Origin of the sequence: Bradyrhizobium sp. CCBAU 53338, assembly GCF_015291665.1 — a bacterium.
Lineage (GTDB): Bacteria > Pseudomonadota > Alphaproteobacteria > Rhizobiales > Xanthobacteraceae > Bradyrhizobium.
The window spans coordinates 1134362-1149309 of sequence record NZ_CP030048.1; the positions used below are offsets into that span (position 1 = coordinate 1134362).

Here is a 14948-nt window from a genome sequence, read left to right on the forward strand (position 1 = left end):
AAGGCCAACCGCATGGTGTCGCCCGAACGCCGCAGCGATGATGTCGGCGACACCGCGCTGCGTCCGCAGTCGCTGTCCGATTTCGTCGGCCAGCAGCAGGCACGCAAGAATCTCTCGATCTTCATCGAGGCGGCACGCAAGCGCGGCGAGGCGCTGGACCACGTGCTGTTCGTCGGTCCGCCCGGCCTTGGCAAGACCACGCTGGCGCAGATCGTGGCGAAGGAACTCGGCGTCGGCTTTCGCGCCACGTCGGGCCCGGTGATTGCCAAGGCCGGCGATCTCGCGGCCCTCTTGACCAATCTCGAAGAGCGCGACGTGCTCTTCATCGACGAGATCCATCGCCTCAATCCCGCGGTGGAAGAAGTGCTCTATCCCGCGATGGAAGACTTCCAGCTCGACCTCATCATCGGCGAGGGGCCGGCGGCGAGATCGGTGAAGATCGAGCTGTCGAAGTTCACCCTCGTCGGCGCCACCACGCGCGCCGGCCTGCTCACCAATCCGTTGCGAGATCGCTTCGGCATTCCGGTCCGCCTCAACTTCTATACGATCGAGGAGCTCGAGAGCATCGTCACCCGCGGCGCGCGCGTGCTCAATGTCGGCATGAGCGCGGACGGCGCCAACGAGATCGCGCGCCGCGCCCGCGGCACGCCGCGCATCGCCGGTCGCCTGCTGCGCCGCGTGCGCGATTTCGCCTCGGCCGCGAATGCCGACAAGATCGACCGCAAGATCGCCGATCATGCGCTCAGCGCGCTCGAGGTCGACGCCGCCGGTCTTGATGCCATGGACCGCCGCTACCTGACGACGATCGCGACGAATTACGGTGGCGGCCCGGTCGGCGTGGAAACGATGGCAGCGGCTCTGTCGGAGCCGCGCGATGCGATCGAGGACATCATCGAGCCCTATCTCATTCAGTGCGGCTATCTCCAGCGCACCCCGCGCGGCCGTCTGCTCACCTCGCACGCCTTCCGGCATCTCGGCATTGCGGAACCCTCGCGCGATGCGGCGGCCCAGTTCGGCCTGTTCGGCACCGACGACAGCGACGAGTGATCTGCGCAATCGCGAATTGTCGTCGCTGTCATGAACTTTCGGTGATCTCCGTGCAGATGAACTGCACGAGCGCACCCCAATTCCGCTCCAATCGGATCGCATCACGGAAGCGCATCAGAAGCGGGCTTCCATGATCTCTCGGCGTCATCTCATCCGTTCTGTCGGCGGCCTTTCCGCTCTCGGCATCTCGACGGCCGCCTACGGCGTCGGCGTCGAGCCGGAACTGCGGCCGCGCATCACCCGCTATCATCCGACGCCGCGGCAATGGCCTGCGGATTTGCCGCTGAAGATTGCCGTCATCGCCGACATCCACGCCTGCGACCCCTGGATGTCGCTGGAGCGGATCGAGGCCATCGTCGACCAGGCCAATGCGCTCAGGCCCGATCTCATCGTCCTGCTCGGCGACTATGTCGCCGGTCACCATTACGTCACGCGGCTCATTCCGGCCGATGAATGGGCCAGGGTGTTGATGGGCCTCAAGGCTCCGCTCGGCGTTCACGCGGTCATGGGCAATCACGACTATTGGGACGACAAGGTCGTGCAGCGGGCCGGACAGGGGACGACGGTTGCCCATCGCGCGCTTCAGGCTGCCGGCATTCCCGTCTACGAGAATAACGTCGTACGTCTCGTCAAGGATGGTCGCTCGTTCTGGCTCGCCGGTCTCGGCGATCAACTCGCATATGCGCCTGCGCAACGTTACGGCCGCGCACGTCGCTTTGGTGCGGACGATCTCGCCGCTGCACTCGCAAAGGTCACCGACGATGCGCCCGTGATCCTGCTCGCGCATGAGCCAAATATCGCCTGGCGCGTGCCCGCGCGCGTCACGCTACAGCTCTCCGGCCACACTCATGGCGGCCAGATTCGACTGTTTGGCTGGTCGCCCGCGCTTCCGCAGCAATATGCCGTGCAACTCGCCTATGGTCACTTTCAGCTGAAATGCGACGTCATTGTTTCCGGCGGTCTCGGTTGCAGCATCCTCCCTGTCCGCGTCGGGGTGCCGCCTGAAATCGTCGAGGTCACGCTGGGGCGGGCGCCGGTGGCAGCCGTGTCCTAGCCGCGCTTGCGCTGCCGGCCGTTTTTGCGCAAAACGGGCCTGTAGCGACAAGCGAAGAGGCTCGCGACGTGACAGCTCATCTCGACGGCGAGATCCGCGACGGCCGCCACCACATGCAGGTCCGCGTCTATTACGAGGACACGGATTTCTCCGGCATCGTCTATCACGCTAATTACCTGCGCTACATGGAGCGCGGGCGCACCAATCATCTGCGGCTGATGGGCGCCGAGCAGCAGGCGCTGTTCGACCAAGTCGAGACCGAAGGCGACGGCTTCGCCTTCGTCGTGCGCTCGATGCATCTGGATTTTCTCAAGCCTGCGCGGATGGACGACGTGCTCGATGTCGTGACCTGGCCGGTCGCGGTGAAGGGGGCGTCGATCATGCTGGCGCAGGAGGTGCGGCGCGGTGAGGACGTGCTGGTCAAGGCCGAGGTGCGCGTCGCCTTCATCAGCGGCGGCCGGGCGCAACCGATCCCGAAATCGATCCGCGCGTTGATGAAGGCCGATTTGATTTCCTGATCGCCCGATAAGTGATCGACCGATAGGTCGCGGCCTATCGACTCCACCGATCGCGGCGATAGATTGCGGCCTCGACCAACCGATGAGGTCACCATGTCGCGCCCACCGCTTCCGCCCTTCACCCGTGAGACCGCCGCGCAGAAGGCGCGCATGGCCGAGGACGCCTGGAATTCACGCGATCCGGTGCGGGTATCGCTCGCCTACACCGAAGACAGCCGCTGGCGCAATCGCTCGGAAGTGTTTCAGGGCCGCGAGGCCATCGTCGCCTTCCTGACCCGCAAATGGGAGAAGGAGCAGGACTATCGCCTGATCAAGGATCTCTGGGCTTTCGACCAGAACCGCATCGCGGTGCGCTTCCAGTACGAATGGCACGATACCAGCGGGCAGTGGTTTCGTTCCTACGGCAACGAGCAGTGGGAGTTCGACGAGCACGGCCTGATGCGACGGCGCGAGGCCTCGATCAACGATATCATGATTGCGGAGAAGGACCGCCGGTTTCATTGGGCCGCGCCCGGGCCGCGGCCTGCGGATGTGCCTGGGTTGGGACAGGATCCGTTCTGATATCCTTTCTGTCCCTCTCCCCGTCCTTATGGGCGAGGTGAAATCAGCGCCGTGCCAGGAACCTCGTAATCGCGCCACCAAGCTTCGCGCTGTCCATCGGCTCCGCCAGCGATGCCCTCGCCATGGCCACAAGCTCATCCGGCGCCTTGCCGTCGCGCAGTTCGCAGCACACTTGCGCAAATTCAACGTCGAATTCCGGATGCGGCTGCACCGTCAGCGTCGCACCGTTGGCGTAGAGCAGGCCGGCATGCGGCGTGAATTCGGACGAGAGGATCGTCAGCGCATCGTCAGGCGCCTCGATCACCTGATCCTGATGCGAGCAGGCGATCGCGACCGCTTCGCCGTCGATGACGCCGTTCTCCGGCAGCACCTGATAGACGTGCCGGCCGATGCCCCAACCCTTTTCCGACTTGCGCACGGTGCCGCCGAGCGCCTGAGCGATCAATTGATGGCCGAAGCAGACGCCGACCATCGGCGTCTTGCGGGCGTAGGCGGTGCGGACGAAATCTTCCAGCGGCGCAATCCAGTCGAGCCCGTCATAGACGCCGGCGGCAGCGCCGGTGATCAGCACGGCTTCGAGCTTGCTCGGATCAGGCAGCGCATCGCCATTCGGAATGCTGACGACGTCGACCGTCGCCGTCGGATCCTCGGCGCGGACCATGCGCTCGAACATGTCCGGAAACGAGCCATGCCGCTCGCGGTACTTTTGCGGGACCCGTCCGGTCTCGATGATGGTGATGCGTGCCACGTACCCCTCAGGTCATCGGTTGCGAAGCCTAGTCGCTTCCAGCGCCGTGTTGCTGGTGCAGCGCTTTGCGCTCCAGCAGCGCACTCTCCTTGCGGATCTCGCCGAGAAAGGCCTTTGCCAGGCGCGACAGCGGTTCGGCCTCCGACCATAACATGTAGGCGACCGCGCGGGTCGTCGGCGTGAATGGCCGGACCACGAGGCCGTGTCCGCCGTTCTGGCGCGGCGAGAAGGGATCGACCACCGCCGCGCCGACGCCGGCGGCTGCGAGCACGCAGGCCGTGTTGCAGTAGCGCACCTCCACCGTCGGCTGGAACGGCGCGCCGGCGCGGGCAAAGCTGTCGCGTACGGCTTCGCCCAGCCGCGTGCCGCGTTCGAGTCCGATGAAGGGCAGGCCGGAGAGATCGGTGGCCGAGATCACGGGCTTGGCTGCGAGCGGGTGCTGCGGCGGCAACACGCAAACCATCTCGCCGGTGTGCACCACCTCATGCGCGATGCCGGGATGATGCGTCAGGCCGAGCGCGAATCCGAGCTCGGCGACGCGGCTGAGCACGCCTTCGATGATGCCCTCGTAACGCCGGACATCGAAGAACACGCGTGTCTCCGGACGGCGGCGCAGGAAGCCTGACAGTGCGGAGGGGATGATGCTGTAAGCCAGCGGCGGTGTCGCCACGATCGCAAGATGTCCGGCGCGGTTCTCGCGCAGATCACGCACGCGGTTCTCGAGCTTGGTGTGAAGCGCGAAGATCGCCTCGCTCTCCTTGTAGAGCGCCATCGCCTCCGCTGTCGGAAACAGCCGGTTGTTGACACGCTCGAACAACGCAAAGCCCGCCTGCGCTTCCATCGTCTTCAGCGCGTTGCTGACCGCAGGCTGTGACAGCGCGAGTTCGTCGGCCGCCGCCACCGTGGTGCGGTGGCGGATGACGGCACGCAGGATCTCGAGCTGGCGCAGGTTCATATCACCGCCTGTTATACTCTGGGCCAAAACATCATAGCACGATGAATTGCTTTTGCAGCCCGCCTTGCGCCTAATGCTCGCGGATTTGCACGCTTGATCAAAGGGTTCTTTCGCCCATTGAGGCAGCATGCGCACAGATTGGAGGCAATCTTGGTTCGTGTCCTTCGCGCCGCCGCCGCCCAAATGGGGCCGACGCAAAAAGCCGATAGGCGTGAACATACGCTGTCGCGGATGCTGGCCATGCTGGAGGAAGCGGCGAGCCGCGGCGCGAGCCTCGTGGTGTTTCCCGAACTCGCCTTCACCACATTCTTTCCGCGCTGGCTGCTCGAGGGCGAGGCGCTCGACCGCTATTTCGAGCACGGCATGCCCAACCCGGCCGTGGCCAGATTGTTCGACCGTGCGCGAGCGCTGCGTGTCGGCTTCTATGTCGGTTACGCCGAACAGACCCCGGAGGGCCGCCGTTACAATTGCGCCATCCTGGTCGATCGCGACGGCGAGATTCTCGGCCGCTATCGCAAGGTGCATCTGCCGGGGTCGGTCGAGCCGCGGGAAGGTGCGCGCTACCAGCAGCTCGAGAAGCGCTATTTCGAATATGGCGATCTCGGCTTTCCCGCCTTTCGCGCCGGCTCGGCCTGGGCGCATGCGATCATGGGCATGATGATCTGCAACGATCGCCGCTGGCCGGAATCCTGGCGCGTGCTCGGCCTGCAGGGCGTCGAGCTTGTCTGCATCGGCTACAATTCAGCCGCCTATGATCCCAACGGCGGCACCACGGAGGATGCCTCCTTGCGCACCTTCCACTCGACGCTGGTGACGCAGGCCAACGCCTACATGAACGCCACCTGGGCGATCTCGGTTGCCAAGGCCGGCGACGAGGACGGATCGGGCCTGATCGGAGGCTCCTGCATCGTCGATCCCAACGGCCGCGTCGTCGCGCAGGCCGCGACGCTGACCGACGAGGTGATCGTTGCCGACATCGATCTCGACCTCTGCCGGCAGGGCAAGGACAAGATGTTCAATTTCGCCGCCCACCGGCGGCCCGAGCAATACCGGGTGATCACCGAGCGCGCTGGCGTCATCGAGCCGGCCGTGCTCGACGCGGACTGACTCTGGCATGGTGCTGGCAAAGGATCGTCAGAAGAAAAGATCGGCAAAGCAAAGGGTTGGCAAAGGAGCTGACATGACACGCCTCTCGTACTTCCTCGCCTTTACCGCACTGGCTGCCGTGACATCGACGCAGGCGGCAGAGCTTCCGGCGGAGATCAAGCAGGCGGGCATGCTGAAGCTCACGGTCAACTCCACCTACGCGCCGATGGAATATCGCGATCCCGCCAGCAATGAGCTGGTCGGACTCGACATCGATCTGGCCAATGAGCTCGCCACGCGGCTCGGTGGTCTCAAGATCATCTGGAGCGAAACGCCATTCGCCGAGCTGATCCCCTCGCTCCAGACCAAGCGCGCCGATTTCATCATTTCCGGCATCTCCGACCGCGCCTCGCGGCGTGAGACTGCCGATTTCGTCGATTACCTCACGACCGGCCCGCAGTTCTTCGTGATGGCAGAGAGCGAGGCGAAAGTCGCGACCGATCTCTGCGGCAAGAAGGTCGGCACCACCCGTAGCACCAGCTTCCCGGTCGAGATCGAGAAATGGAGCAAGCAGAATTGCGAGGCGGCCGGCAAGGCGGCGATCCAATACGTGCCCGGCGAGAACTCGATCGACGTCCGCAACCAGCTCAAGCAGGGCCGTATCGATGCTGCCGTACAGGGCAGCGAGACGCTGCCTTATGCCCAGACGCAGGAGCCCGGCAAATATCGCGTCGTCGGCGAGGCCTTTTCAAAAGGCTATCAGGGCATCATGTTCCGCAAGGACGATGCCGCGCTGCGTGAAATCGTGACGGAGAAGCTCGCGGCGATGATCGCCGACGGGTCCTACAAGGCGGTTCTCGACAAATGGGGCCTGGGCGCGAACGCGGTCGCACAGCCCATGCTGAACGCGGCGCCGCAATGAAGCCGGCGCCGGCACTCGCGGAGGGTTTCCCTGATTTGTCGGGGATGCAGATCGCGCGCGAGCCGCACTGGTTCCGCTGGTTCAGCGCGGCCCTGATCGTCCTCATACTGGCGGCGATCGCGCGGGCCTTCGCCAATGGCCAGATCGAATGGTCCTATGTCAGTCGTTTCATCACCACCAAGGTGATTCTCGAAGGCATCGTCAACACCATGGTGATGGCGGTGCTGGCGATGGCGCTCGGCATCGTGCTCGGCATCGTCGTGGCGATCATGCGGCTGTCGCCCAATCCGGTGCTGAAGACGGTCGCCGCCGGCTACACCTGGCTGTTTCGCGGCACGCCGCTCATCCTGCAGTTGCTGCTGTGGTTCAATCTCGCGCTGGTGTTTCCGACCATCGGCATTCCCGGCCTGTGGAGCGCGCGCGCCGTTGACGTCATGACGCCGTTCCTCGCCGCGCTGCTCGGGCTCGGCATCAACCAGGGCGCCTATACATCCGAAGTGATGCGCGCCGGCATGCTGTCAGTCGATATCGGGCAATATGAGGCGGCGGAGGCAATCGGAATGGGTCGGCTGCGTGCGTTGCGGCGGATCGTGCTGCCGCAGGCGATGCGCGTCGTGATTCCGCCACTCGGCAACGAGTTCATCAGCATGGTGAAGGCGACCTCGCTCGCGAGCGTTATCCAGTACCCTGAATTGCTGCACAACGCCGAGAATATCTATTACGCCAATTCCCGCGTGATCGAGCTCCTGATCGTCGCCGGGCTCTGGTATCTGCTGGTCGTCTCGATCCTGACGCCGCTCCAGATGTTGCTCGAACGCCGCTTTGCACGCGGCACATTGCGGCTCGCGCGATGACAAAACCCCTCGTCGCGATCCGCTCCGTCAGCAAAAACTTTGGAGAGTTCCAGGCTCTCAGAAACGTCTCGCTCGACGTCTGGCCCGGCGAGGTGATGTGCCTGATCGGCGCTTCCGGCTCCGGCAAGACCACGCTGCTCCGTTGCATCAATCAGCTCACGGTCATCGACAGCGGCGGCATCTGGCTCGACGGTGAGCTCCTGGGCGTGCGCGAGCAGAGCGGGCGGCTGCATCGCCTCAGTGAACGCGAGATCGGGCGGCAGCGGTTGAAGACCGGCATGGTGTTCCAGCGCTTCAACCTGTTTCCGCACCGGACGGCGCTGGAAAACATCATCGAAGGTCCGTTCCAGGTGCAGGGGCGCAAGTTAGACGAGGTGCGCGTCGAGGCGCTGGAGCTGCTGCGGCGCGTCGGCTTGTCAACCAAGGCCAATTCGTATCCCGCGCAGCTGTCCGGCGGCCAGCAGCAGCGTGTCGCGATTGCCCGTGCGCTCGCCATGAAGCCGATGCTGATGCTGTTCGACGAGCCGACCAGTGCGCTCGATCCGGAACTCGTTGGCGAGGTCCTGGCGGTGATGAAGGAGCTGGCGAAGAGCGGCATGACCATGATGGTGGTGACTCACGAGCTCGGCTTCGCCCGTGAGGTCGCCGACCGCGTCGTCTACATGGATCAGGGTGTGATCGTCGAGCAGGGCCGCGCTACGGACGTGCTGGGCGCGCCGCGTGAGGAGCGGACCAAGGCATTTCTTTCGGCAGTGATCTGACATGAGGGTGAATTGATGAAGAGAGTTTTGGTTGCGACGGCGTTGTTCGGTGCGTTGAGTGCATCTGTGATGGCGGTCGAGCTACCGACGGAGATCGCCAAGCGCGGCAGCATCAAGGTGGCCGTGGTGCCGAATTATCCACCAATGGAGTTCCGCGATCCCGCGACCAACGCGCTGGCCGGCTTCGACATCGAACTCGGCGAGGCGATCGGCCGCAAGCTGGGTGTCAAGATCGAGTGGCAGGAAACCAGCTTTGCCGAGTTCATGCCCTCGATCCAGACGGGCCGGGTCGACGCCGTCCTGTCGGGCTTCACCGACTACGCGAGCCGGCATGACATTGCGACGTTCGTCGATTATCTCCGGAGTGGTCCGCGCTTCTTCGTGCAGCAGTCACGCGGAGCGGAGTTCAAGGATATGGCGGCTCTCTGCGGCAAGAAGGCCGGTGCCAGCCGCCGCACCAAGTTCCCGGACCAGATCGCGGCCTGGAGCGGGAAGCACTGCGGCAGCAATCCAGTCGTCTTCGTTGGCACCGACGGCTCGGCCGATGCCCGCACCCAGCTCAAGCAGGGGCGCATCGACGCCGCCCTTCAAGGCGACGAGACGCTGCCCTACATCATGGATCAGGAGCCCGGCACCTATGCGCCAGTCGGCGAGGTTATCGCGCAGCAATTCACCGGCATTGCCCTGCCGGTCAAGGAGAAGGGGCTTCAGCAGGTAATGCTGGAGGCGGTCGATGCGCTGATTGCCGACGGCACCTACAAGTCCCTGCTTGCCAAGTGGAAGCTGAGCGACAACGCAATGGAGAAGGCGACCGTCAATGCTGGACAGTAAGGCACTTCAGAGCATCCCGCTCACCCCAGCCAACACCGCGGATCCCGCGCCGGAATATCCCTGGCCGAAGCCATTCAAGTCCGCGATGTTCCTCTCGTTCGACGTCGACGCTGAGAGCGCGTGGACCAGCAAGGACGCGGTGCACGCGCAGCGGCTCATCACCATGAGCTATGGCGGCTATGAGGCGCGCGTCGGTACGCCGAAGCTTCTGGAGCTGCTCGACCAGCTCGATCTCAAGGCGACATTCTTCGTCACCGGCTGGTCGGTCGATGCGCATCCGGCGATGGCCGAATCCATTCTCAAGGCCGGCCACGAGATCGGCCATCATGGTTATCACCATCTGCTGCCAGATCCTGGCGATCCCTGGATCGAAGAGGAGCTCGAGCGCGGCTTCGAGGCGCTGAAGCGCAGGCTTGGCGTCAGGCCGACCGGATACCGGGCGCCGTATGGCGAATTCACCGAGGAGCTGCGCGTCGCCCTGGTGCGCCACGGCATCGTCTATACATCCTCGTTCCGCGACGACGTGCGGCCCTATCGTCATCGTCTCGCCAACGGCAAGCCCGGTACGATCGAGCTGCCGGTGACTGCGAGCTATGACGACTGGATGCACGGCTTGTCGGCGCGCTTCAGCCCGCGCTCGATCTTCCCCAAGGAGCACGTGCTCTCGATCTGGAAGGACGAGCTGGATGAGGTCCGCGACTGGGGTGCGATGGTAACCACGGTGCTGCATCCGCAATGCAGCGGCCGGCCGATGCGGCTGCGCCTGCTGCGCGAGTTCCTCGCTTACGCAAAGTCCTGCCCGGACGTCTGGATCACGACCGGCGAGAAGATCGCGGACAACTTCCTGCGCCACGAGGCCGCCAACCGTTGAGCCATGCCAGTGAGCCTTGCCATGACCCGTCGCCGCATCCTCGTCATCAACCCCAACTCCTCGGCGTCGGTGACGGCGGCGATCGACGATGCGGTCGCGCCGCTGCGGATGTCGGGTGGGCCCGAGATCGAGGTGATCGGTCTCGCCGAAGGGCCGCCGGGCATCAGCTTTCAGCGCGACGCAGACAGCGTCGTGATGCCGCTGGTGAATCGTGTCTCACGTGACGATGCCGATGCCTTCGTGCTCGCCTGCTTCAGCGATCCCGGCCTGCATGCGGTGCGCGAGGCGGCCGGTGGTCGCCCGGTGATGGGCATCGCCGAATGCGGCATCTTTCGCGCGCTGATGCTGGGCGAACGTTTCGGCATCATTGCGCTGTCGCCGTCGAGCATCCGTCGCCAGCAACGCATGGCGCGGGTGATGGGCGTCGACAGTCGCTACGCCGGAAGCTGGTCGGTCGGCGCGAGCGCGGCCGAGACAGCAGGCGTGGATATCCGCGGACGGCTGATCGAGGCCGGCCGCGCGCTGGTCACCCAATGCCGCGCCGATGTCGTGGTGATGGGTTGCGCCGGCATGGCCTCGCATCGCGCGGCGATTGCGGAAGCGATCGGCGTGCCCGTCGTTGAACCGGCGCAGCAGGCGGTCGCGGCTGCGATCGGCGCGGTCTTGTTGAATACGTGAAGTCTCTTGAGGAGCCTCTTGTAATGCCCATCTCCCGCCGCTCGCTCCTCAAGGCCGCTGCAACAGTACCGGCATTGTCGCTGCCAGGCATCGTACGTGCTGAATCCCAGTCGACGCTCCGCTTCATCCCAGTCATCGACCTCGCCTTCGTCGATCCGATCTACTCGACCGCGCAGGTGTCGCGAAACCACGGCTTCATGGTCTACGATACGCTCTACGGCATGAGCGCTTCGCTTCAGGTCTCGCCGCAGATGCTGTCGGGCCACGTCATCTCCGGCGACGAGCTCCAGTGGGACCTCAGCTTGCGTGACGGGCTGTTCTGGCACGACGGCGAGCGCGTGCTCGCGCGCGACTGTGTTGCCAGCATCCGCCGCTGGGCCGCGCGTGACGGCTTTGGTGGTGAGCTGATGGAGGCGACCAATGAGCTTTCAGCCGCCGACGACCGCACCATCCGCTTTCGCCTCAAGCGTCCGTTCCCGCTGCTGCCGCAGGCGCTCGGCAAGGCCGCGATCAATGCCTGCTTCATGATGCCTGAGCGGCTGGCGAGCCAGGACCCGTTCAAGCCTTTGACCGAAGTGATTGGTAGCGGCCCGTTCCGCTATCTCGCCGACGAACGCGTGCAGGGCGCCCGCAACGCCTATGCCAAGTTCGATCGCTACCAGCCGCGCACCGACGGCAAGCCGGATTGGACCGCGGGCCCGAAGATCGTGCACTACGACCGCGTGGTCTGGACCACGACGCCCGATGCCGGCACCGGCGTCGCCGCCCTGCAGACCGGCGAGCAGGACTGGCAGGAGACCACCCCGCACGATCTGCTCCCGATCATCAAGGCCGCCGGCGACATCGAGACCCGCATCCTCGATCCCAGAGGCTACGCCTGCATGCTGCGGCTCAATCATCTGCAGCCGCCGTTCGACAATCCCGCGATCCGTCGCGCGCTGCTTGGCGCGATCGACCAGTCCGCCTTCATGACGGCGGTGGCCGGCACCGATCCGGCCTTCCAGGTGTCGCCGATCGGCTTCTTTGCCCCGGGGACGCCGATGGCGAGCGACGTCGGCCTCGGCGTGTTCCGCGGCCCGCGCAACTACGACAAGGTGAAGGCCGATCTAACGGCCGCCGGCTACAATGGCGAGAAGATCGTGGTGCTGGTCCCCACCAATTCGCTGGCGCAGAAGCCGCTCGGCGAGATCGCGGTGGACAGCCTGCGCAAGGCCGGCCTGAACGTCGAATACGCTGGACTCGATTTCGCTGTCGTGCTGCAGCGCCAGCTCAAGAAGGATCCGGTCGGGCAGGGCGGCTGGAGCGCCGCCGTCGGCAACTGGCAGGGCATCGACTGGCTCAATCCCGCCGGCAACACCAACATCCGCGGCGAGGGCAAGGTCGCCGGCTGGTACAAGAGCGAGAAGATGGGGCCGTTGCGCAGCCAGTGGCTGGCCGCCTCCGAGCTCGCCGAGCAGCAGCGCATCTGCCGCGAGATCCAGGCGGTCGCCTTCGAGGAAATCCCCTATATTCCGATCGGCCTCTACAAGCAGCCGACCGCCTATCGCAAAGACATCACCGGCATTCTCGACGGCACCGCCGTCTTCTGGAACGTACGCCCCGCATGAGCACCACGGCAATCTTCGGCAGCCATGTGCTGTCACGCAAAGATGGCGCGCAGCACGTGTTGCGTGACCATTGGGTCCTGGTCGAAGGCCAGAGGATCGCCGCGATCACCCGCGACAAGCCGAGCGCCGACGCCGTCTACGATCGTCCCGGCCGCTTCGTCCTGCCGGGCCTCTTGAACCTGCACAATCACTGCTTCTCTGAAGCCGTCGCGCGCAGTCACAGTGAGGACGGTAACGGCCGCAAGAACAACCAGAGCATCGTCTATACGGTGCTGTTGCCGCTGACCAAACGCGGCGCCGATGTCCTGTCGGCGGAAGAGCGCCTGGCCGTCGCGCGGCTCGGCATCCTCCAACTCCTGAAGGGCGGTGCGACTACGGTGATGGAGCCGTTCCGCAACTCGATTCCGGAGATGTTCGACGCGGCCGAAGAGATGGGAATCCGCTTCTATGGCGCGCCCTATCTGTTCTCGACGTCCGACGCCAAGGCCGGACCCGATGGTGTGGTCCGCTATTCCGGCGACGATGGCGCTGCCGACATGGCGACATGGGATGCGCTCTATCAGCGCTGGAACAATCGTGGCGATGGCCGCATCTCACTTGCGATGAGCCCGCACGCCACCGATACCTGCGGCCCCGATCTGCTGAAGGCCTGCGCCATGCGGGCACGCGAGCTCGGCGTGCCCATCACGACGCACATGGCGCAGAGCCGTGCAGAGGTCGATACCATCGGCAAGCGCTATGGCGGCCGCACGCCAGCGGAGTATCTCGACTGGCTCGGTCTGCTTGCACCCGACCTGATGGCGGCGCACTGCATGTTCAGCAGCGACGATGACCTCAAGCTGATGGCTGCGCGCGGCATGACGGTGCTCAATTGTCCGCGCGTGTTCGCGCGCGCCGGCGTTACCGCGGCGTTCAGCCGGTTCGCGGAGCATGGCGTGCGCACCGTGGTCGGTACCGACGGCTACAACATGGATTTGCTCGGCGAACTCAATGCGGCGTCGCTGATCTCGAAGGTCACGTCGCAGCGCGCCGATGTCGCGAACTCGCCGGAGCTGATCGAGGCGAACACCGCCGTCGCCGCCGACGTCATCAAGCGGCCGGACCTCGGCCGGATCGAGCCGGGCGCCACCGCCGACCTCACCGTGGTCGACCTCACCCATCCGCATCTTCAGCCGCTGTTCGATCCGCGCCGCGCGCTGATCGCGCTCGCCAACCGCGCCAATATCGATCAGGTCATGGTCGATGGCCGCGTGCTGGTCGATGAGGGACGCTATCTCGGCGCGGATGAGGCGGCGATCACGGCAGCAGGTGCGGCTGCGATTGGCAAGATCTGGGACCTGCCGGAAGCGCAGGCGGCGTTCAACGGCTAGCTCTCGAACTCGACGAGCGACTTGCGCATCATCTCGACGAGATCGAGCGCCACCGGCGAGGGGCTGCGCTGCGCGGGAAACACGGCGGAGAATTCGAAGTCGATGCGCGGCAGGAAGCGGCGCACGACGACGCCGCGGGTCGCAAATTCCTGCGCGGTGAAGGGATCGCAGATCGCAACGCCAAGCCCCGACGAGACCATGCCGCACATGATCTCCGATAGCGCGGTCTCCACGCGCAGCACGCGGCGGACATCGTGGCGATGGAAGATCTGGTCGACGAGGTGCCGGCTCGATGACCCCGCCGAGAGCGAGATGAACGTCTCGCCCTCGAAGTCGCGCGGCTCCAGAACTTGCTTCTCCGCGAGACGATGACCCGTCGGCAGTACAGCGACCCGCGCGGGCGACGGCAGGCGCATGCTCGGCAGGCCGGAATGCGCGATCGGCACCTCGGCAAAGCCGACGTCGCATTGATTGTTCAGCACCCAATCGACCACGATCGGCGAGATCACGCCGAAGAAGGCGAGGTTGAGATTCGGCCGCTCTTTCAGGAAATGCCCGGTGAGCCGCGGCAGATAGCCGTTCGACAACGCCGGCAGTGCCGCGATGCGCAAAGAGCCGGTGCGGCGACCGCGAATTTCTTCCGCCGCGGCAGTGATACGTTCGAGGCCGACGAAGGAACGTTCCACCTCGGTGTAGAGCGCCATCGCTGCGGCAGTGGGCACGAGGCCGGTGCCGCGCCGCTCGAACAGCTCCATTTTCAACAGCGCCTGGAAGTCGCGCAGCAACCTGCTGACCGCCGGCTGCGTGACCGTCATCAGCGCCGCTGCCTCGGTGACGCTGCCGGTCAGCATCATCGCACGGAAGGCTTCCACCTGCCGCGAATTGATCCGCGCCATCCCAAATTCCATTCATAACATTTTTGCATGCAGAGGGTGCCATTATTCATTGGACGATGGAAGGCGGGGTTTGCGATCTTTTTCATCAAGGCTGGAGACAGCCCGCTTTTTCGGCACCTTGGAGGCGTTCAAACCTCCAAATCGCGCCCAAATCCGCTGAGCAGAGGCCGGATCCCTGCTTCCAGACGG

At 64.8% G+C, this 14948-nt stretch carries 16 protein-coding genes; 13 read left to right on the plus strand and 3 right to left on the minus strand.

Annotated features, from left to right (window positions below):
- The first annotated feature begins 12 nt into the window (after positions 1-12).
- From ruvB to XH90_RS05490, 4 genes are all read left to right on the plus strand, one after another.
- Positions 13-1047 (plus strand): Holliday junction branch migration DNA helicase RuvB, encoded by a 1035-nt coding sequence (ruvB, locus tag XH90_RS05475; RefSeq protein ID WP_194482598.1) that lies wholly within the window; start codon positions 13-15, stop codon positions 1045-1047.
- A gap of 130 nt (positions 1048-1177) precedes the next feature.
- Positions 1178-2101: a metallophosphoesterase gene (locus XH90_RS05480; protein WP_194479577.1), complete on the plus strand. Its 924-nt coding sequence runs from the start codon at positions 1178-1180 to the stop codon at positions 2099-2101.
- A 68-nt stretch (positions 2102-2169) separates the two neighbouring features.
- Positions 2170-2619: a tol-pal system-associated acyl-CoA thioesterase gene (gene ybgC / locus XH90_RS05485; protein WP_194479578.1), complete on the plus strand. Its 450-nt coding sequence runs from the start codon at positions 2170-2172 to the stop codon at positions 2617-2619.
- Between the two features lie 93 nt (positions 2620-2712).
- On the plus strand, positions 2713-3180 hold the full coding sequence (locus tag XH90_RS05490) for a nuclear transport factor 2 family protein (RefSeq protein ID WP_194479579.1): 468 nt from the start codon (positions 2713-2715) through the stop codon (positions 3178-3180).
- A 43-nt stretch (positions 3181-3223) separates the two neighbouring features.
- Here the strand turns inward: XH90_RS05490 and XH90_RS05495 are convergent, their stop codons facing one another.
- Entirely contained in the window at positions 3224-3928 is a 705-nt protein-coding gene (locus tag XH90_RS05495) for a type 1 glutamine amidotransferase (RefSeq protein WP_194479580.1), read from the minus strand.
- A gap of 28 nt (positions 3929-3956) precedes the next feature.
- Positions 3957-4883 carry a LysR family transcriptional regulator gene (locus XH90_RS05500; protein WP_194479581.1) on the minus strand — a complete coding sequence of 309 codons (927 nt, stop codon included), beginning with the start codon at positions 4881-4883 and terminating at the stop codon, positions 3957-3959.
- Between the two features lie 150 nt (positions 4884-5033).
- Here XH90_RS05500 and XH90_RS05505 point away from each other — a divergent pair, with 150 nt between their 5' ends.
- The 9 genes from XH90_RS05505 (at position 5034) to XH90_RS05545 (ending at position 13863) form a co-directional block, all read left to right on the plus strand.
- Positions 5034-5990: an N-carbamoyl-D-amino-acid hydrolase gene (locus XH90_RS05505; RefSeq protein WP_194479582.1), complete on the plus strand. Its 957-nt coding sequence runs from the start codon at positions 5034-5036 to the stop codon at positions 5988-5990.
- Between the two features lie 73 nt (positions 5991-6063).
- Positions 6064-6891 (plus strand): ABC transporter substrate-binding protein, encoded by an 828-nt coding sequence (locus tag XH90_RS05510; RefSeq protein WP_194479583.1) that lies wholly within the window; start codon positions 6064-6066, stop codon positions 6889-6891.
- Positions 6888-7745 (plus strand): amino acid ABC transporter permease, encoded by an 858-nt coding sequence (locus tag XH90_RS05515; RefSeq protein WP_194479584.1) that lies wholly within the window; start codon positions 6888-6890, stop codon positions 7743-7745. Before XH90_RS05510 ends, XH90_RS05515 begins: the two co-directional genes overlap by 4 nt.
- Complete coding sequence (locus XH90_RS05520) at positions 7742-8506, plus strand: amino acid ABC transporter ATP-binding protein (protein ID WP_194479585.1); 765 nt, start codon at positions 7742-7744, stop codon at positions 8504-8506. Before XH90_RS05515 ends, XH90_RS05520 begins: the two co-directional genes overlap by 4 nt.
- A 15-nt stretch (positions 8507-8521) precedes the next feature.
- Positions 8522-9337 carry an ABC transporter substrate-binding protein gene (locus tag XH90_RS05525; protein WP_194479586.1) on the plus strand — a complete coding sequence of 272 codons (816 nt, stop codon included), beginning with the start codon at positions 8522-8524 and terminating at the stop codon, positions 9335-9337.
- Positions 9324-10208 (plus strand): polysaccharide deacetylase, encoded by an 885-nt coding sequence (locus tag XH90_RS05530; protein WP_194479587.1) that lies wholly within the window; start codon positions 9324-9326, stop codon positions 10206-10208. The genes XH90_RS05525 and XH90_RS05530 overlap by 14 nt, the downstream gene beginning before the upstream one ends.
- Before the next feature lie 21 nt (positions 10209-10229).
- Entirely contained in the window at positions 10230-10886 is a 657-nt protein-coding gene (locus XH90_RS05535) for an aspartate/glutamate racemase family protein (RefSeq protein WP_194479588.1), read from the plus strand.
- 23 nt (positions 10887-10909) lie between these two features.
- A complete protein-coding gene (locus XH90_RS05540; protein WP_194479589.1) occupies positions 10910-12493 on the plus strand; it encodes an ABC transporter substrate-binding protein in 1584 nt (527 codons plus the stop codon).
- Entirely contained in the window at positions 12490-13863 is a 1374-nt protein-coding gene (locus XH90_RS05545) for an amidohydrolase family protein (protein WP_194479590.1), read from the plus strand. Before XH90_RS05540 ends, XH90_RS05545 begins: the two co-directional genes overlap by 4 nt.
- Here the strand turns inward: XH90_RS05545 and XH90_RS05550 are convergent.
- The gene (locus tag XH90_RS05550) at positions 13860-14759 is read right to left on the minus strand and encodes a LysR substrate-binding domain-containing protein (RefSeq protein ID WP_194479591.1); all 900 of its coding nucleotides are present in this window, start codon (positions 14757-14759) and stop codon (positions 13860-13862) included. The genes XH90_RS05545 and XH90_RS05550 overlap by 4 nt on opposite strands.
- Between the last annotated feature and the right edge of the window lie 189 nt (positions 14760-14948).

Excerpts from the sequence above, each read along its gene's own strand:
- ruvB (WP_194482598.1), top strand. The coding sequence starts at position 13 with ATGGTGTCGCCCGAACGCCGCAGCGATGATGTCGGCGACACCGCGCTG.
- XH90_RS05480 (WP_194479577.1), top strand. The coding sequence starts at position 1,178 with ATGATCTCTCGGCGTCATCTCATCCGTTCTGTCGGCGGCCTTTCCGCT.
- XH90_RS05490 (WP_194479579.1), top strand. The coding sequence starts at position 2,713 with ATGTCGCGCCCACCGCTTCCGCCCTTCACCCGTGAGACCGCCGCGCAG.
- XH90_RS05500 (WP_194479581.1), bottom strand. The coding sequence starts at position 4,883 with ATGAACCTGCGCCAGCTCGAGATCCTGCGTGCCGTCATCCGCCACCGC.
- XH90_RS05510 (WP_194479583.1), top strand. The coding sequence starts at position 6,064 with ATGACACGCCTCTCGTACTTCCTCGCCTTTACCGCACTGGCTGCCGTG.
- XH90_RS05515 (WP_194479584.1), top strand. The coding sequence starts at position 6,888 with ATGAAGCCGGCGCCGGCACTCGCGGAGGGTTTCCCTGATTTGTCGGGG.
- XH90_RS05520 (WP_194479585.1), top strand. The coding sequence starts at position 7,742 with ATGACAAAACCCCTCGTCGCGATCCGCTCCGTCAGCAAAAACTTTGGA.
- XH90_RS05525 (WP_194479586.1), top strand. The coding sequence starts at position 8,522 with ATGAAGAGAGTTTTGGTTGCGACGGCGTTGTTCGGTGCGTTGAGTGCA.
- XH90_RS05530 (WP_194479587.1), top strand. The coding sequence starts at position 9,324 with ATGCTGGACAGTAAGGCACTTCAGAGCATCCCGCTCACCCCAGCCAAC.
- XH90_RS05535 (WP_194479588.1), top strand. The coding sequence starts at position 10,230 with ATGACCCGTCGCCGCATCCTCGTCATCAACCCCAACTCCTCGGCGTCG.
- XH90_RS05540 (WP_194479589.1), top strand. The coding sequence starts at position 10,910 with ATGCCCATCTCCCGCCGCTCGCTCCTCAAGGCCGCTGCAACAGTACCG.
- XH90_RS05545 (WP_194479590.1), top strand. The coding sequence starts at position 12,490 with ATGAGCACCACGGCAATCTTCGGCAGCCATGTGCTGTCACGCAAAGAT.
- XH90_RS05550 (WP_194479591.1), bottom strand. The coding sequence starts at position 14,759 with ATGGCGCGGATCAATTCGCGGCAGGTGGAAGCCTTCCGTGCGATGATG.